General features: G+C 47.7%; 18 protein-coding genes. 7 read left to right on the forward strand and 11 right to left on the reverse strand.

Annotation, left to right across the window (positions count from 1 at the left end; translation table 11 throughout):
* The 5 genes from gnd to pgm form a co-directional block, all read left to right on the forward strand.
* Nucleotides 1–949 (forward strand): phosphogluconate dehydrogenase (NAD(+)-dependent, decarboxylating) (gene gnd, locus AAKU61_RS10540; RefSeq protein ID WP_354332005.1); only part of this gene is annotated, 949 nt, incomplete at its 5' end.
* A gap of 85 nt (nt 950–1034) precedes the next feature.
* Nucleotides 1035–1730 (forward strand): HAD family hydrolase, encoded by a 696-nt coding sequence (locus tag AAKU61_RS10545; protein WP_354332007.1) that lies wholly within the window; start codon nt 1035–1037, stop codon nt 1728–1730.
* 36 nt (nt 1731–1766) lie between these two features.
* Complete coding sequence (gene tal, locus AAKU61_RS10550; protein WP_354332009.1) at nt 1767–2855, forward strand: transaldolase; 1089 nt, start codon at nt 1767–1769, stop codon at nt 2853–2855.
* A 110-nt stretch (nt 2856–2965) separates the two neighbouring features.
* Nucleotides 2966–5140 carry a transketolase gene (gene tkt / locus AAKU61_RS10555; protein WP_354332011.1) on the forward strand — a complete coding sequence of 725 codons (2175 nt, stop codon included), beginning with the start codon at nt 2966–2968 and terminating at the stop codon, nt 5138–5140.
* Nucleotides 5141–5308: 168 nt separating this feature from the next.
* Nucleotides 5309–6973 (forward strand): phosphoglucomutase (alpha-D-glucose-1,6-bisphosphate-dependent), encoded by a 1665-nt coding sequence (gene pgm / locus AAKU61_RS10560; protein WP_354332013.1) that lies wholly within the window; start codon nt 5309–5311, stop codon nt 6971–6973.
* Here the strand turns inward: pgm and AAKU61_RS10565 are convergent.
* Nucleotides 6945–7484, reverse strand: a complete 540-nt coding sequence (locus tag AAKU61_RS10565) for an ABC-type transport auxiliary lipoprotein family protein (protein ID WP_354332015.1) — start codon at nt 7482–7484, stop codon at nt 6945–6947. The two genes, pgm and AAKU61_RS10565, sit on opposite strands and share 29 nt — an antisense overlap.
* Nucleotides 7485–7503: 19 nt before the next feature.
* On the opposite strand from AAKU61_RS10565, the gene AAKU61_RS10570 reads away from it, so the two are divergent.
* Nucleotides 7504–7704 carry a hypothetical protein gene (locus tag AAKU61_RS10570; RefSeq protein WP_354332017.1) on the forward strand — a complete coding sequence of 67 codons (201 nt, stop codon included), beginning with the start codon at nt 7504–7506 and terminating at the stop codon, nt 7702–7704.
* A 40-nt stretch (nt 7705–7744) separates the two neighbouring features.
* On the opposite strand, the gene AAKU61_RS10575 is transcribed toward AAKU61_RS10570, so the two are convergent.
* The 8 genes from AAKU61_RS10575 to AAKU61_RS10610 all read right to left on the reverse strand — a co-directional run bounded on the left by AAKU61_RS10575 (nt 7745) and on the right by AAKU61_RS10610 (nt 13172).
* Nucleotides 7745–8755, reverse strand: a complete 1011-nt coding sequence (locus AAKU61_RS10575; protein ID WP_354332019.1) for an MlaD family protein — start codon at nt 8753–8755, stop codon at nt 7745–7747.
* Entirely contained in the window at nt 8755–9693 is a 939-nt protein-coding gene (locus AAKU61_RS10580) for an ABC transporter ATP-binding protein (protein ID WP_354332021.1), read from the reverse strand. Before AAKU61_RS10580 ends, AAKU61_RS10575 begins: the two co-directional genes overlap by 1 nt.
* Entirely contained in the window at nt 9693–10862 is a 1170-nt protein-coding gene (locus AAKU61_RS10585) for an ABC transporter permease (RefSeq protein WP_354332023.1), read from the reverse strand. Before AAKU61_RS10585 ends, AAKU61_RS10580 begins: the two co-directional genes overlap by 1 nt.
* Nucleotides 10863–11015: 153 nt before the next feature.
* Nucleotides 11016–11603 carry an NADPH-dependent F420 reductase gene (locus AAKU61_RS10590; protein WP_354332025.1) on the reverse strand — a complete coding sequence of 196 codons (588 nt, stop codon included), beginning with the start codon at nt 11601–11603 and terminating at the stop codon, nt 11016–11018.
* A gap of 133 nt (nt 11604–11736) precedes the next feature.
* Nucleotides 11737–12108 carry a pirin-like C-terminal cupin domain-containing protein gene (locus AAKU61_RS10595; protein ID WP_354332027.1) on the reverse strand — a complete coding sequence of 124 codons (372 nt, stop codon included), beginning with the start codon at nt 12106–12108 and terminating at the stop codon, nt 11737–11739.
* Nucleotides 12050–12409: an NAD(P)-binding domain-containing protein gene (locus AAKU61_RS10600; protein WP_354332029.1), complete on the reverse strand. Its 360-nt coding sequence runs from the start codon at nt 12407–12409 to the stop codon at nt 12050–12052. Before AAKU61_RS10600 ends, AAKU61_RS10595 begins: the two co-directional genes overlap by 59 nt.
* The gene (locus AAKU61_RS10605) at nt 12409–12552 is read right to left on the reverse strand and encodes an NAD(P)-binding domain-containing protein (RefSeq protein ID WP_354332030.1); all 144 of its coding nucleotides are present in this window, start codon (nt 12550–12552) and stop codon (nt 12409–12411) included. The genes AAKU61_RS10600 and AAKU61_RS10605 overlap by 1 nt, the downstream gene beginning before the upstream one ends.
* An 8-nt stretch (nt 12553–12560) precedes the next feature.
* A complete protein-coding gene (locus AAKU61_RS10610) occupies nt 12561–13172 on the reverse strand; it encodes an FMN-dependent NADH-azoreductase (protein WP_354332032.1) in 612 nt (203 codons plus the stop codon).
* 126 nt (nt 13173–13298) lie between these two features.
* Here AAKU61_RS10610 and AAKU61_RS10615 point away from each other — a divergent pair, with 126 nt between their 5' ends.
* On the forward strand, nt 13299–14231 hold the full coding sequence (locus AAKU61_RS10615) for a LysR family transcriptional regulator (RefSeq protein ID WP_354332034.1): 933 nt from the start codon (nt 13299–13301) through the stop codon (nt 14229–14231).
* A 323-nt stretch (nt 14232–14554) separates the two neighbouring features.
* Here the strand turns inward: AAKU61_RS10615 and AAKU61_RS10620 are convergent, their stop codons facing one another.
* Nucleotides 14555–16951: a phosphoketolase family protein gene (locus AAKU61_RS10620; RefSeq protein ID WP_354332036.1), complete on the reverse strand. Its 2397-nt coding sequence runs from the start codon at nt 16949–16951 to the stop codon at nt 14555–14557.
* A complete protein-coding gene (locus tag AAKU61_RS10625) occupies nt 16938–18212 on the reverse strand; it encodes an acetate/propionate family kinase (RefSeq protein WP_354332038.1) in 1275 nt (424 codons plus the stop codon). The genes AAKU61_RS10620 and AAKU61_RS10625 overlap by 14 nt, the downstream gene beginning before the upstream one ends.
* Nucleotides 18213–18283: the final 71 nt, after the last annotated feature.

An 18283-nucleotide genomic window follows, 5' to 3' on the forward strand; every position in this document is an offset into this window, starting at 1 on the left:
CGCCGACTCGATTGCAACTCTGGTATCGCAATTAGAACAACCCAGAGTGATCTGGTTGATGCTGCCCGCTGGACTGGTTGATCAAGAGCTGGCGACTCTGACACCATTACTCGACATTGGCGACATTATCATTGATGGCGGCAATTCATATTACCGTGACGATATTCAACGCAGCACTGCCTTGAGTTCACGCGGCATTCATTATGTTGATGTAGGAACTAGTGGCGGTGTGTTTGGCCTAAAGCGTGGCTATTGTCTGATGATCGGAGGCCAGTCTGGCATCGTAAATTATCTCTCCCCTATTTTTGAGTCACTCGCGCCAGGCGCGGCATCACACGACACTGCGAATGACCGGACAAAAAGTGGGATGTCCGAAGAAGCAGCGATCAGTGATAAAAAAAACAAAAGTACAGCTCAATATGGCTACCTGCATTGTGGATCGCATGGCGCTGGCCACTTCGTAAAAATGGTGCACAACGGTATTGAATACGGTTTGATGGCGGCTTATGCAGAAGGCCTAAATATTCTACATAACGCCAATATAGGTGCAGTGAACAATACCTCTGGCGGTCACTCAAAAACTGCGACAGATGCGGAAACCACACCATTACGCAATCCAGAATTTTATCAATACCCATTTGATTTGGCTGAGATCACTGAGGTCTGGCGACGTGGCAGTGTCATTAGTTCCTGGCTCCTCGATTTAACTGCGAAGGCGCTACAAAAAGATCCCTCCTTAAGTACATTTGAAGGGCATGTGTCAGATTCTGGCGAAGGACGCTGGACGATGATTGCTGCAATTGATGAAGCTGTCCCCGCTCCTGTACTGAACGCAGCTCTATCTGAGCGTTTTAGCTCTCGGGGGAATGCTGGTTTCGCCAATCAATTATTGTCCGCGATGCGGCATCAATTTGGTGGACATGTTGAGAAATTGGATACAGATTCCTGATCAATATAGCTAATGATCTTTTTTACTATTTTGCGCTGACCTCGACTTTTTAGTGAACCTATTTTTGTTCGATGAAAGATGACTAATGGCAGAACCCGACGAGATTATTTTTCTATTGGACGTAGACAATACGTTGCTGGATAACGATCGCCTGCGTAGTGATCTGCGATGCCATCTTTCTCAAGAATTTGGCCCTGAAAATGAGGATCGCTACAACACTATTCTGGAAGAGCTGCGTGAAGAATTAGGCTATGTGGATTATTTGGGGGCATTACAGCGGTATCGAGTACAAGATATGAGTGATCCGCGGCTATTACTAATGTCGGCATATCTAATGGATTTCCCCTTCTCCGACTTGCTGTACCCCAACGTAAAAGCGGCGATTTCACATCTATCTTCTTGGGGAAAAACTGTAATTTTATCGGATGGTGATGTAGTTTTTCAGCCGAGAAAAATACAACGCTCTGGGCTGTGGAATGCGGTTGAAGGACGAGTACTGGTCTACGTCCACAAAGAAGACATGCTGGATGTAGTGGAGGCGCAGTACCCCGCGAAACATTATGTAATGGTCGACGATAAATTACGTATTTTGTCTACGATGAAAAGTCATTGGGGTGATCGACTGACGACAATCTTTGTTCGTCAAGGGCACTACGCACTTGATCCGGAAAATATCGCCAATTTTCCAGCTGCTGATATCACGATTGATCATATAGCAGATTTAATCCATGTTAATTTTCTTGAGGTCATCCATGCGCCGACATCATCTGATCCTCCATAACGACCACTCAACCCACCTCTTCTCATTCAGGCGATCATGAAACCAACAATACAACTACATCAGCTAGGACAAAGTCTCTGGTTAGATAACATCACAAGAGACCTGTTAAGCAGCGGTACCTTAGCAAAATATCTTGCAGAATTTTCTATCACGGGGCTGACATCCAATCCCACCATTTTTGAGCAGGCAATCCGAAACACCAATGCTTACGATGCAGATATCCATCAAAAATTGGAAGAAGGAAAATCTGCTGAGGCTGTATTTTTTGAATTGGCGATCAGCGATTTAACCCAAGCGGCAGCCTTGCTTCTTCCTATTTTCAAGGTTACAGACAGCTTAGATGGCTGGGTATCGCTCGAGGTGTCACCATTATTAGCGAATGACGCCGAGGGTACGATAGCAGAGGCAAAGCGGCTTTATCGTGCAGCAAATTGTCCTAATTTATTCATCAAAATCCCGGGAACGCCCGCAGGTCTGAAGGCGATCGAAGAATCAATTTTTGCCGGAGTGCCGGTGAATGTGACCTTATTATTTTCAAGCCAGCAGTATCTTGCAGCGGCAGAAGCTTATTTGTGCGGCATCGAGCGGCGCATCGCCGCCGGGTTGGATGCCAAAGTATTTTCTGTTGCATCGATTTTTGTCAGTCGTTGGGATACAGCAGTCAAACAGGAAATATCACCGGAGTACCACAATCGGCTTGGCATTTTGATGGCAATGCTGATTTATAAGACTTATCAAACATTGATGGTCTCCGCACGCTGGCAAAAAATTCTGCAGTCTGGTGCTTGTCCTCAGCGAATTTTATGGGCCAGCACAGGTACCAAAGATCCTCTTGCGTCAGATACCTTGTATGTGGATGCCTTAATCGCTCCTGGCAGTATTGATACCGTTCCTGAAAAGACCTTATTAGCTTTTGCAGATCACGGCAAGCCCGACGGCGTGTTACCTACCGATGGTGGCTTCGCCCCAGCGGTGCTGGAGGAATTCAGGCGCGAAGGCGTCGATGATGAGGCTTTGGCAGAAAGACTTCAAACTGAAGGCGTTGCATCGTTTGCAAAATCATGGGAAGCCCTGATCTTACTAATCGCTGAAAAGGGACGGCAACTTGCTCATGTCGATATGTAGGAAGAAATAGTTGACAGCAATCCCTTTGAATAAGGAAGCAATCCTTTGTAAAGATGGGTTGTCAAAATTGTCGCCAAATTATTGTATTGCGTTTTTAACCGGAGTCTTTTGTGAACGAGCCAGAACAATTTGCCGAGCTAGAAATCGATGAGCGATGTATTAACACCTTACGTACGCTGTCTATCGATGCTGTACAAAAAGCGCAATCAGGTCACCCCGGCACTCCGATGGGCGCGGCTCCAACCGCGTATTGCTTGTGGCAAGGCTTCTTGAGATACGATCCGGATAATCCCGAATGGATCAATCGTGACCGGTTTGTTTTGTCGGCTGGTCACGCCTGCGCTTTGCTTTATAGCCTGCTTTTTCTGACAGGCGTAAAAGCGAAATCGTCGAGCTATCCACCCGGCGATCGTCTGGCAGTGACTTTAGAGGATCTGAAAAATTTTAGGCAAGCAGGAAGTCGCTGCACCGGACATCCTGAATTTGGCTGGACGTCTGGAGTAGAAACGACAACCGGACCGTTAGGACAAGGACTGGCAAACAGCGTCGGCATGGCGATCTCAGAGCGCTGGCTGGCAGCGACCTATAACCGCCCTGGTTACGAGTTATTCAGCCATCATGTCTATGCTTTGTGCGGTGACGGCGACATGATGGAAGGCGTTAGCAGCGAGGCTGCATCGCTGGCAGGACATTTAAAACTAGCCAATCTATGCTGGATTTATGACGATAATCACATCAGTATTGAAGGTGCGACGTCAATCACTTTTACCGAAGATGTTGCAGCGCGTTTCCTCCCTTATGGTTGGCAGGTATTGAGGGTCAAGAATGCCAATAATCTGACAGCATTGACCAAGGCGTACCAGATTTTTGCCGATCTAGACGAGCGCGGTGACCGTCAGCAGCAAATGCATGATGCGAATGAGGATAGACCAACTCTCATTATCGTGGAAAGCCATATTGGTTATGGTGCGCCACACAAACAAGATACACGTGAAGCGCATGGCGAACCGCTCGGAGTCGAGGAAGTCCGTCTGACAAAACAATTCTATGGCTGCAATCCTGATCTACAGTTTGATGTACCAGATGGGGTTATTGATCATTTTAAGAGGCGATTTGGATTGCGTGGGGCAATTGCATATGCGACGTGGAACGCTTTATATCTGGCATATCGCAACGAATATCCAGATCAGGCTTCAGAGATTGACAAGATACAAGTACGTAATTTGCCTGAAAACTGGGAGACAGTCTTACCGGTTTTCGATCAGGATGAAAAAGGAATGGCAACGCGTGATTCCTCAGGTATCGTGTTAAATGCGCTGGCATTCAAAATACCTTGGCTAATGGGCGGTGCTGCGGATCTTTCGCCATCGACCAAAACGCAACTGAACTTATTGGGACCGAGTAATTTTCAAGCGATTGGACAAGCGGCGGAAGGCAATTATGCAGGCCGTAATTTTCATTTTGGCGTGCGTGAACATGCGATGTGCGCCATTGCAAATGGAATGAGTTTGTCTGGTCTGCGTCCGTTCGTGTCCAGTTTTTTAATCTTTACCGACTATTGTCGTGCCGCGCTCCGGCTGAGCGCCATGATGGAGTTGCCACTGATTTCTGTCTGGACGCATGATTCAATTGGCATGGGAGAAGATGGCCCCACCCATCAGCCGATAGAACAATTGGCATCACTACGCGCAATGCCCGGCATAGTGGTGTTGCGACCGGCAGATGCGAATGAGGTAGTAGAGGCCTGGCGAGTGATGATGCAATTTAAACAGACCCCAGTCTGCCTAGTGTTGACGCGACAAGCGGTACCAACTTTAGATCGATCGATTTATGCCAGCGCCAGCGGCCTTGCTTTTGGTGCTTACATCTTGGCCGAGACCACGGACAATCAAGTTGACGTCTTACTAATCGCTTCCGGCAGCGAAATGGGAATTTGCATCAAGGCATACGAGCAGCTGAAAACGGAGGGCATCCACGCCCGAGTCATCAGTATGCCCTCATGGGAAATATTTGAAAGTCAGACTCAAGCCTATAAAGACAAAATACTGCCACCTTCAATCAAGGCGCGTGTCGTGGTAGAGGCAGCCTCTACTTTTGGATGGGAACGCTATGCTGGTGTAGATGGCAGCATTTTAGGGATGCACACTTTTGGTATGTCGGCACCGATCAAAGTTCTACTAAGACAATTCGGATTTGAGCCCGAACATGTAGTGGCATCGGCTAAAGTACAAATGATCCTGCATCCGACACCACATCGCATTGAAGCCCCAGCACTGAAGGGGTAATGATAGGACAGATTTAATACTGAGCGGATGTATATATTAATTGTCCATACAATCATTGATCAATATAGAGCTTTTTTTAAATTATTTAGGGAGTATATAAGAATTCTCATTTCTACTCCTTTGTATGTTCCATTTTTTTCGTCAATTCAACTCAACACAACATAGCTTATGATAATCAGCCCTCTAGCTGGCAAACCAGCCCCCCCAGAATTACTCATCAATGTCGCTAAACTCGTGACGGCGTATTACACAGAAAGACCCGATGCATCTATCGCGTCGCAACGAGTGTTGTTTGGTACATCAGGTCATCGCGGTTCAGCATTTAATCGTAGTTTTAACGAGATGCACGTGCTGGCGATTAGTCAGGCAATTTGTCTCTATCGCAAGCAACAAGGTATTACCGGGCCATGTTTTATCGGAATTGATACCCACGCTTTGTCCGAACCCGCATTCGCCAGCGTATTAGAAGTCTTGGCTGCAAATGGGGTTGAGGTGATGATGGCAGCCAAAGGGGAATACACGCCGACACCGGCCGTATCGCATGCAATTTTGACGTATAACCGTGGACGGCAGCTTGGTCTGGCAGACGGCATCATCATCACACCTTCACACAATCCGCCAGAGCATGGCGGTATCAAGTACAACACCACCAACGGCGGACCAGCGGATACGATCATCACTGGCTGGATAGAAAAACAGGCAAACGATTTTTTGCAGAAAAGTACTCAAGGTGGTTTGGGTGATTCGCCCGGCATTTTACGCATGCCGTTTGAAAAAGCCCTGCGGGCGTCGACCACGCACTACTACGATTTTCTAAACGCCTACATCAACGATCTGGAGAATGTGATCGACATGACCTCCATTCGCGAGGCGAATATCCATATGGGTGTTGATCCACTCGGCGGTGCCGGTGTGCATTACTGGCCGGCGATTGCGGATCATTACAAACTCAATTTAAGCGTCGTGAATCCATTGGTAGACACTACATTCCGCTTTGTCACAGTTGACTGGGATGGGCAAATACGCATGGATCCGTCCTCGCCTTATGCCATGCATAACCTGACTGCCTTAAAGGATTGCTTTGATATTGCCTTTGCCTGTGACACCGATCACGACAGACATGGAATCGTCACGCCCAAAGTGGGACTATTGCCGACCAATCATTATTTATCGGTAGCTATCTATTACTTGTTTCAACACCGACCTCAGTGGAGTAAAAACTCTGCTGTAGGAAAAACAGTCGTCAGTAGCCAGATGATTGATCGTGTGTCAGCCAAACTGGGGCGACAATTAATTGAAGTGCCCGCTGGCTTTAAATGGTTTTCTGCAGGATTAGCCGATGGTAGTCTGGCTTTTGCGGGGGAAGAAAGCGCTGGCGCCAGCTTTGCCCGGCGTGATGGCAGCGCCTGGACGACGGATAAAGACGGTATGGTTTTAGCCTTGCTCGCAGCCGAAATCACTGCAAAAATGGGACATGATCTTGGCGATGTGTATAGCGATTTAACCCATGAGTTTGGTGAGCCTGTGGCTGACCGTAAGCAGGCGTATGCTAGCTTCGAGCAAAAAGCCAAGTTATCTAAACTGTCGCCAGAACAAGTGCAATCAACCAGCTTAGCCGGCGAAACCATACAGGCCATTTTGACCCGCGCACCTGGTAACGATGCCGCCATTGGCGGATTAAAAGTGATTACAGCAAATGGTTGGTTTGCTGCCCGCCCTTCAGGTACAGAAGATATTTATAAAATCTACGCCGAGAGTTTTCTCGGCGATGTGCATCTGCAAAAAATACTGGACGAGGCACAAGTTATCGTCGATCAGGCGCTGGCCGCTTAAAAGCTGATCCAGCAGCTGATTGTGTAGCTGGTACTGTCGCTGATTCAGCCGACGATTCGGATGAGTTTTTAAGCGTATCAGCACAAAAACTGGCAAGCTCAATCAGCGTCGTACGTATCGCCTGATTTGCGGCCACTACGCCACCATAGGAATTATCGCTCTCCGCATTGACGTTGGTATCAAACTCACGCCAGGCGATGATTTTATGGCTTGCGGTATCGGACAAATGCGCACGTAAAGTGAAGTGAACACGGCTTGGTTGGCTGAAAAATTCTTGCTGTAGCCGTACCACTTCTAAATCTAGCCGATACTGACTGACGATGGTGGTAGGCGATTGCATTACCGCACCAAATCGCCCGCTCTGCTCTATCGCATTGACCGCTAGTGGAAACAACATAGCAGCAGGCATATCTACCCATTGGCTTTCACGAAAATATTCCAGTAGATGCGGCTGGCGCATATACATCATTTGCTGCGTATCAAAACCGGCGGCCGCACGCGGGATACTCACAGTTAATGTTGGTCCACTTATGGCATTAGCAGATTTCGCTGGTAGCGACACTATTGGTTTGGTGTTTACATTCGTTTGTACCGCATCAAAAGAGTACAGCATCGGTGGTGGCACATTGGCTGGCAATAGGGAGGAACAGGCGCTCAATGTCACTATTGCCACTACAGCCAAACTTATGCTTAAGCCAATAGCCTTATGCGAAGCGGGTTTGCTGAATTGATATTGCAATGACGTACCTGTTTTTGGTTTAGCTAAATTGATCATGGTGTTTTCTTCTCTCCCGTTTTTTTGCCAAAACTCTCGCCAGAGCCATCTTTAGTACTGCCTAGTGATCTATCACCCAGTCCTTCACCTGGACCATAAGGAACTGGTTGGCGACCACGTATCAAGCTGCTTGGATTTTGTTTGGTCTGCTCACTTAAACTTTTTAGTGAGCTTGATAAGTCCCCTAATTCTGTCAGCAATCGATTTAACTCTGGGACCGTGTCATTGCTGATCTGGCGTACTGCAGAACCGGCATCGTCCACTGTTTTTTTAGTGCTGATACTGGCCGATGTCGCCTCTTTCGCCAATTTTTCTATTGCCTCTGCGCTGCTGGAAATACGTTGTAACAGCGGATCAAGCTGTGCCGATGCGCGTGCTGCATTGTCAGCCGTCTTAGACGCATTAGCGATACCACTGCTCATCGCATTTTTTTGCGCTGCCAAAGTACCGGTGACAGCTGATGTATCCGCCAGAATTTTGGTAAACGCAGCGCGATTCTCATCGTTTAACACCGCATTGATATTGGCGGCAGTACGATCAAGATTAGCCAGTACCGAGCTGAGCACATTTTCTAGTCGGGCACCCAATGACGGTTTAGTGCGGATCACCGGCAACTCATCTGGCCCGGTAGCGACCAAAACTGGCGCATTGGGCGAACCACCGCTTAACTCAACATAGGCGATACCCGTCAATCCTTGCGTCTTCAGTACCGCTAAGGTATCGATTTTGATCGGCGTGCCTTGCTCAATCGCAAATTGCAATAGTACTTGCTGCGGGTTGGCCGGATCAAGTTTGATATCTTTCACTTTTCCGATATCGACTCCCAGATATTTAACAGGGGCATCAACGTTCAGTCCGGCAACCGATTCATTCACAATCGCAAGATATTTTTCATAGTGTTTTTGCTTGCCTAAACCGACCGACAACCACAAAATACCCGCAATAAATGCCGCACCAAGCGCCAAGACAAATGTACCTACTGCTGCGTAATTGACTTTTGTTTCCATCATGTTTCCTTTTTACTTTCTTCAATTACGGTTTGCATTGTTTTTGATACTCGCTGCTGTTTTTTTTGCTCCTGGCCTGTCTGTTGCTGTGCCGCACGTCCACGTGCACCATCAAAGTATTGGCGAATAATCGGATGATCCATTTTGGACAATTCACTCATAGAGCCAACAGCAAGCACTCTGCCCTCACCCAATACAGCGACCCGGTCAGTGACTTGCCACAACAAATCCAGATCGTGCGTGATCATCACAATGGTTAAGTTATATAAAGCGTGTAAGTCTCGAACTAGGCTGTCAATACCCGCTGCACCAGCTGGGTCTAGCCCTGCGGTAGGTTCATCTAGGAACAGCAATTCAGGATCAAGCGCCAGAGCACGCGCAAGTGCCGCGCGCTTGAGCATACCGCCGCTTAATTCAGAGGGATACCGCGAGCCAGAGTCTGGCTCCAGCCCGCTAAGAGATAATTTCCACGCGGCGACTTCATCAATGATTTGATCGTCTAATACGGTGTGCTCACGTAAAGGCAGGCCAATATTTTCAATCACGTTGAGCGTGCTAAATAAGCCGCCTTTTTGGAACATAACACCCCAACGCTGGCGTAATAGATTGGCCTCTTCGTCCGATGTAGTGGCAAGGTCGGTTCCAAAAATTTTGATTGATCCGGAGTCTGGCTTATGCAACAAAATCATTTCGCGCAGCAAGGTTGATTTGCCCGATCCACTACCGCCGACAATTGCAAAAATCTCACCTCGCCGGATATCCAGATCAAGATCTGTGTGTACTGTCTTGTTGCCAAATCGGGTGCATACCTTGCGCATCTCGATGATGTTATCGGGCTTGGCGTTGTTATTGACGTTGTTATTGACGTTTGTGTCAGGCTTGCTATCAGCCTTATCCTCATTAGCGCTAAGAATTTTTGAGAAATTTTGTGCTTCCATCACAAATCCAATAAATTAAAAATGACGGAAAACAGCGCATCCAACACAATCACCACAAAAATCGCCTGCACTACACTACGTGTAGTCTGGCGGCCAACACTATCGGCATTGCCTTTTGTGCGGAAGCCCTGAAAACAGCCGATCACTGCAATCGCAATTGAAAACATAGCAGCTTTACCAACTCCAATTAATAAGGTCTTTAGCGGAATTTCTGTGCCAAATCGTTCTGCAAATTCATGAAAACCGACACCCAGCTGTAAGCTTGCCATTACCATGCCGCCCAAGACCCCAATCACATCGGCGAAAATGGTGAGCAAAGGTAGTGCGATTAATAAGGCAATCACTTTGGGTATGACCAGCAAATCAATCGGCACGATGCCGATGGTACGCATTGCGTCTACTTCTTCGGTCACAACCATAGTGCCGATTTGCGCGGCATAAGAAGAGCCTGAACGTCCGGCAATAATGATGGCCGTGATTAAAGGCGCAAATTCACGCAGCATGGAATAGCCGACCAGTTCGACCACAAAGATATTGGCACCGTAATGTTTGAGTTGGTCCGCGCCTTGATAAGCGACTACGATGCCCAATAAAAAAGAGGTAATGCCAACAATTGGCAATGCCTCAAATCCGGCAAGCTGAATATTGTGCAGCACCGGTCGCCAGCGCCAGCGTTGAGGGTGCGGCAATAGTCGTGCAAAGGTCATCGCGATTTCGCCGACAAAGCTGAGCAATGCCAAACTATCTTGCAATACGCTCTCGGCTTTTTCCCCAATATGTTCAACAAAAGAAGAATTTACCGAGACTGGTAGCGCAGCATGTTTTTGCTGGCTGACGATGTCCCACATTTTTTGATATTGCGGCGACCATCCTGATAACTGGATGACGCCCCCTTGATCACGGAAGCTTTGCAAGCGCCTCTGTAAGACCCAAATGCCGATGCTATCAATACTAATTAATTGCGAACCATCGATTTGAATTGTGGGCTGAGCAGCAGGCTTACCGGACGATTGATCCAATACGGCATCAGATAATAGCAAGGCCGCTAAATGCGGGTCGATATCGCCAATGGCGCGTGCGGTCCAACTACCAGAAAGAACAAGTTGGCCAGGCGCAGGCTGAGCAATTGCGGCAACGAGTGTCTCAGTAGTTGGCATAAAACGCGACATCTCTCAGGATTAAATAATTATCCTCAGATTGCCTTAAGGAAGACACCTCATCTGTTCGGCAGCGTACGTAGTTCACGAGACGATACTGCTATTGACGCTGATAAATCAATAGCAGCTAGCCATGTATCCGGTACGCATGTAGATTAACTAAGCTTAACCAAGCTTGATCAGATTTTGTAGCAGTAATGGTCCAGTCAATTGCAAAAGACGTCCACCTTCTGCCACCTTACCTAACAAAATTGGAGCAAAGCCAAGCTGTGCGGCAAGTCGTCCAACAGTCGCGCTAGCGTCATCGTCATTGCCCGATACAAATACAACCCGGCGACCCTCATGTTGAGATGGATTGCTTGCCAGAAGCGCCGCAGGCAATTGATTGAAAGCCTTAACTACCTTAGCACCTGGCAACGCCGCTGCCAACACATCAGAAGACGCAAGTCCGCCCAACTCCTCCATCGGCACGCCATAAGGATTCATCGTATCGATGACGATCTTACCGTCCCAGTCAGTCACTTCGCGTGCAATTTGGCGATGTGCCAGAAATGGAATCGCAAAAATAACGATGTCCGCTTTAAGCGCGTCTTGTACTGTTGCTGGCGTCACTTTTTCGCCAAGTTCTTTTGCTAATGACTGAAGTGTGTCTGGGCCACGGGTATTCGCGATAACGACGTCGATGCCAGTGCGGGCGAAGTGACGAGCAAGTGCGGTACCAACTTTGCCTGAACCGATGATGGAATAAGTCATGATAATTTCCTTGTAGTTTAAAAAAGATACTTAAATCGCAGAGCGCGAAACAAGCTGATGTAATCGTACTGCTCGCAAATAGATCTGAGAAGCCGGGATATTGCGATACAAACCATCTATTTTTGAGATATATCTAATTGCAAATCCGGTTGTAAAACAAGCTCAACACGCCCATTAGCGTGACGAGCGAATCTCTCTGCTCAGATCCGTGAACGGGAGCATTGCTTGGCCAGGGCCAACCACCAAACTGCGTACGGCGGTAGTCAGCGTAGGCCTGTCGGAGCTCTTCATCGGAATTCATCACAAAGAGGCCATGCTGCGCAACTGGCTCACCAATCGGAGTGCCTTGCAGCATTAATATTTCGCTTGGTTCTGAGCCGTTAATCAGCTCGACGGTGCTGGTACCGCGCACTTCAATCGCGGATTGTTGTGGAACGATCTGACCATCAATATTCAGACTCGCGCCCTTGAAGAAAAATAGTTTTCGGCGGGTGTTCGCATTCAATGCAGCGGGAAGCGACCAGATTGCGCCGAGCACTTGGTTGGAACGGGTCACTACCCAACAACGCAGCAGGAAGTTGATTGAAAGTTTTGACCACCTTTGCTCCCGGCAATGCCAGCGCAAGGATATCGCTGGATTCTCTCCCGCTTAACTCTTCCGGCGTAAGATCGCGCGCATTCATCGCATCGATCACAATCTTGCCGCTCCAGTCCACCATAACACTGGCAATTTTTCTATAGGCGCGAAAAGGGACAGCGAAGATCACAACCTCGGCCTTGAGTGCGTCTTGTAAGGTCGTTGGCATCACCTTTTCCCCAACTCATTTGTGAGGGCAGTAAGTGAGTCGGAGCCGCGCGCGTTTGCGATACAAACCTCAATATCGCTGCGCACAAACTGACGGGCAAGAGCAACGCCGACGTTGCCAGAGCCGATGATGGAATAGGTCATGGTCGTTCTTAGTCAGCAATAGCAGCAATATCTTTCAGAGCATGACTAATAGCAGCTTCTTTGGCTTCGGGACTAAATGCCAAGCCTTCAGCGCGAATGACCTTGAGATTAGTAATACCCAGGAAGGAAAGTAGTCCGGCCAGGTAACTGTCGTGATGTTCTAGGGCCGCGGCAGGACTGCCTGCAGCATAAACACTCCCGCGGGATGATGCGATAAACACTTTCTTATCTTTGGATAACAAGCCTTCTGGACCATTAGCGCCATAACGAAATGTTTTGCCTGCGACCGCTACCCTATCTATCCAGGCCTTCAGTTGGGTCGGGATAGAAAAGTTATACATCGGTGCGCCGATTACGATGATGTCTGCTTCGAGCAGTTCTTCTATATAAGCACTCCCTTTGGCTAAATCAGCGACAAGGGAAGCATCTTCGACCGCGCCGCCCTGCCAGACTGCCAGATGTGCTCCCGATAAATGCAAAGTGGGGTCCAAAGCAAGGTCGTGATAAATAACTTGGATATCTGGATGCAAAGCGACTTCGCGCGCGACGATGGCGGAAGACAACTGACGGCTAACTGAATATGCGCCGAGAATACTGGAATCAAGATGTAAGAGTTTCATGATTAAACCTTTAGTGTTTTTGGGGTTGATAGGACATGTTCCGCATCATCTGCTTTTTGTGAATAGCTGAGAAGATGATATATTGAGATGGATACCATCTATATTTGAGATACATTAGGAGGATATATGCTAGACGGCGTGTCGCTAGACCAACTCAGAACCTTTGTTGCCGCTGTCGATGAAGGCAGTTTTTCTGCTGCGGCGCGCAAGCTCAACCGGGTTCAATCCGCCGTCAGCGGCTGGGTAAATAGTCTGGAAGAGCAAATCGGCGTGGTTCTTTTTGATCGCTCGGGCAGATATCCCAAGCTCACAGCAGAAGGCATGCTGCTATTGGCCGACGCACGCAATATCGTCGCTGGTGTAGATACACTGAAAGCGCGCGCCAAGCTGATGGCATCTGGGCTAGAACCCGAACTATCGGTGGTAGTAGATGTTTTTTTTCCTACGGTGATGATCGCCGAGGTCGCTAAGGATTTCTCCAGGCAATTCCCTTATACCCCTTTGCGGCTGTATGTTGAGGGTCTGGGCGCTGCTTACCAGCCTGTTATGGACGAACGCTGTAGCTTAGGTATTTTGGCCTCCTTGCCTATCACTTTTCCGTCATTGACAAGCACACGTCTGGCGGAAATGTCTTTATTGATGGTCGCAGCGCCGACTCATCCCTTGGCCTTGTTGGGTAAAACAATGAGCGGACCTATTCCTAAGAAAGCGTTGGAAAAACATATCCAGCTGGTTCTGACCGATCGTTCCGATTTAATGGCTGGACATGATTATGGCGTGATATCTCCACAGACCTGGCGTTTGGCAGACCTGTCCGCCAAACATGCCTTTCTCCTCAACAGCGTTGGATGGGGCAGCATGCCGCTACATATGATTGAGCAGGATCTGGCATCTGGCGCTTTGCTTGTTTTGAATATGGAAGATACGCCGCAAGATGGCTTTAAGCTGCCGATGTCAGCGGTCTATCCGACTGCCGCACCACCGGGACCAGCGGGACAATGGTTTATTGAACGTTTAAAGCTTTGTATAGAGCAAAGAGAACTGCTTAAAGCAAAGTGAGCTATTTCACTCGCCTATTTTTTTAGGAATGAAGCAAAACCGCCTCAGTTGCGCTGCAATCTCTATTGGAACATCGGGTATTAAAGTATTGTTCTCCTATACGCCTTGCGGAGGCAATTCCACTCAAGTCCTATTCAATAAAAAACATATACTCCCCAATATTGTTTAAAAAATTGACCTATTACCCAGTGATTCTATGGACAACTTAAATATACTATTTAGGAGTATATATTTAGCTAAACTATGCTTAGCGTCGAAATGTAGCCTTTGGCACTACCGTTCGATACCGGATAACAAACGCGGTAGCAAACGCAAAAGCCTGTTTATGTACTGACCTCCATCCAGCGCCAATGTCTAATCTCGGGTAAGTCCTCACCGTGCACATCTATGTATTGCTTATGCGCGGTCAGTTTGTCACGCACAAACTGTTTGGCCCCGGCGATCTTTGAGGTCAGTTGTGGTAGCCGCATAATTGCCAGCTCAAATAAATGAAATCTATCCATCTCATTTAACACCACCATATCAAATGGCGTCGTGGTTGTGCCCTCCTCTTTGAAACCGCGTACATGCAAATTGTGATGATTAGTGCGGCGATAAGTCAGACGATGGATTAAGGTCGGATAGCCGTGATAAGCAAAAACAATCGGTTTATCCGACGTGAATAAGGCGTCAAAATCCTGATCGCTTAATCCATGTGGATGCTCGCTGTCTGGCTGTAACTTCATCAAGTCCACCACGTTGATGGTTCTGATTTTTATTTCTGGAAAAAATTCCCATAGCAATTTAACGGCAGCCAAGGTTTCTATAGTCGGTACATCCCCTGCGCAAGCCATGACCAAATCCGGCTCTTGATCGGTATGGTTGCTGGCCCAATCCCAAATGCCGATCCCTGCATTGCAATGCAAAATTGCAGCCTCCATCGTCAGCCATTGCGGTTCTGGCTGTTTGCCCGCAACGATCACATTCACATAATTACGGCTACGCAGACAGTGATCAGTAACGGACAACAAGGTATTGGCGTCTGGCGGCAAATAGACTCGGATCACTTCGGCTTTTTTATTCATTACATGGTCGATAAACCCCGGGTCTTGGTGACTACCGCCGTTATGATCTTGCCGCCATACGTGAGACGACAACAGGTAATTAAGTGATGCGATTGGTTTTCGCCAAGTGATATGATTTGCCGTTTTAAGCCATTTTGCATGTTGATTAAACATAGAATCAACGATGTGGATAAAGGCTTCATAACAAGAAAAAAATCCATGCCGCCCCGTCAGCAGATAGCCCTCCAACCACCCCTCACATTGATGTTCACTTAACATTTCCATCACCCGGCCATCGGCGGCGACATGATCGTCAATCGCAATGACCTCGGCGGTAGAGCAACGATTAGTCACATCAAATATGGCAGCCCAGCGATTAGAGGCAGTTTCGTCCGGGCTAAATACCCGGAAATTAGTCGGATTACTTTTGATAATATCGCGGATAAATTTGCCCTGTACCGCAGTAGACTCAACATCAATAGCACCGGGATAAAGTAGATCAACCGCATAGTCCCTAAAGTCTGGCATCTGCAAATCGCGTAAGAGTATGCCTCCATTCGCATGCAGATTGGCACTCATGCGCTGGTTACCGCTGGGCGCCAGCTGAGCTAAATCGGCGCGTAGTTTTCCACTTGCATCAAACAACTCTTCGGGTTGATAGCTCTGCATCCATTTTTCTAAAATCGCTACATGATCAGCATGACTCATATCGCCAATCGGTACTTGATGCGAGCGAAAAGTCCCTTCTACTTGTTTGCCGTCTACAAACTTAGGGCCAGTCCAACCTTTGGGGGAGCGCAAAATAATCATCGGCCAGCGCTGGCGCTGTGTAAAACCATTAGTACGCGCATCCAATTGAATTGCTTTGATGCTGGCGATTACCGTATCTAACGTGGCTGCCATCAATTGATGCATGGTTTCTGGATCATCGCCCTCGACAAAATACGGAGTGTAACCATAGCCTTGGAATAAGGCCTGCAACTCATCCTGCGGAATCCGTGCAAGTACCGTTGGCCCTGCAATTTTGTATCCATTTAAATGCAAGATCGGCAGCACGGCTCCATCACATACAGGATTTAAAAATTTATTCGAATGCCAGCTAGTTGCCAACGCACCAGTCTCTGCCTCGCCATCGCCGACCACACAAGTAACAATCAAATCAGGATTATCGAACGCAGCGCCATACGCATGTGAGAGTGAATAGCCCAACTCGCCTCCCTCATGAATCGACCCCGGTGTTTCTGGCGCGACATGGCTAGGTATACCGCCAGGAAAAGAGAATTGTTTAAAGAGCCGTTTTAAGCCATCTTCATCTTGTGTAATGACGGGATATACCTCGCTATACGTTCCCTCTAAATAGGCATTCGCAACTAAGCCCGGGCCTCCGTGCCCGGGACCGGTGACGTAAATCATATTCAAATCATCTTGTTTAATCACACGATTTAAATGCACATAAATAAAATTAAGTCCCGGCGTCGTACCCCAGTGCCCCAACAATCGCGGCTTAATATGTCCAAGCTCTAAAGGCAACTTGAGCAAAGGATTATCGTAGAGATAAATTTGTCCGACAGAGAGATAATTAGCCGCCGCCCAGTATTCCTGCATCTTTTTTAAAAGCACTGGCTCTAAGGGCTGATTTTTTGTACCTTGAACTTGTTCAGACTCAATTGGTTTCATTGTTATCTTTAGTAAAAGTAACTGGAGGGGCGCCGGTGGAAATGCTATGAGGAGTTTTAGCAGTATTTTGATGCTTATCTAACATTCGAAAAACAGTTTTGGCGATCATTAATTCTTCATCTGTTTTAATCACACGCACCGTGATTGCGCTACTCTCAGAAGAGATAACTTCGTTGTTGGCGGCATTTTTGATAGGATCAATTTCTATGCCTAAAAAGCCTAATCCGCTACAAATTCTGGCCCGGATTTCTGCTGAATTTTCACCAATACCGCCTGAAAAAACCAAAGTATCCAATCCTTCCAGTACACCGATTAAGCCGCAGAGTGTTTTTTTAGTTTGGTAGCAAAATAGGCCAATAGCCTCAGCGGCACGAACATCATTTAGTTCTTTAGAAATCAAAACCTGCATGTCGGAACTGATTTCTGATACACCCAGCAGACCTGATTCGTGCGTCACCATATGATAAAAATCTTTGATCGCCATTTTTTCTGTGCGCACTAGGTACCACACTAATGCAGGGTCAAGATCACCAGAACGTGTGCCCATCGGCAAACCAGAACTTGGTGTAAATCCCATGCTGGTATCGATACTTTTACCGCCTTGTACCGCAGTCACACTAGCGCCGTTACCAAGATGCGCTAGCACTATCCGGCCTTGTGCTGTGGCGTGGTCAGTAAGTCGTGCTAATTCCTCCATCAAAAAAGCACAAGATAATCCATGAAAGCCATAACGCTGCACACCTTTGTCCTGATACCGCCGCGGAATCGGCAACAGATGCGCCATACGTGGCATATCGTGATGGAACGCCGTATCAAAGCACGCGATCTGGGGCAATTGAGGGAAGCGACGATGGAAGGCCTCTGCCAGTAAAATTTCTTCTGGCAAATGTTCAGTATCAAACGGACTCATATGCAACAAGGTTTTAATCATCGTTAAGTTGATGATTTGTGGCTCCCAATAGTCAGATCCACCATGCACAATGCGATGCCCTACTGCGGTCAAACTTGCGGGATCAATCCGTTTTTGCGGCCACGCCATGAGTAAGCTAATTGCGTTGGTATAGTCAGGGAGATGGGCCGTATGAGTGAAGTTATCCTCGGGTGCCAGACCTTTGGATATAAAGCGGCCAGTTGCCTGCCCTATCCCTTCTAACTGTCCATAGAAAACTCTACGCAAATCTGATCCAGATTCAAATAAAGCGAACTTGATGCTGGAAGACCCGCCGTTAATCGTTAACACGCTTGACTTAGGTGGATTCATATCAAGAACCTTCCGCGATGGACTAAAAACCTGGAGTGGCAATGACTTGGCTGAAATATGCCAAAACGCTT

This window comes from Undibacterium sp. GrIS 1.2 (genome assembly GCF_040544435.1).
Taxonomy (GTDB): Bacteria; Pseudomonadota; Gammaproteobacteria; order Burkholderiales; family Burkholderiaceae_D; genus Undibacterium.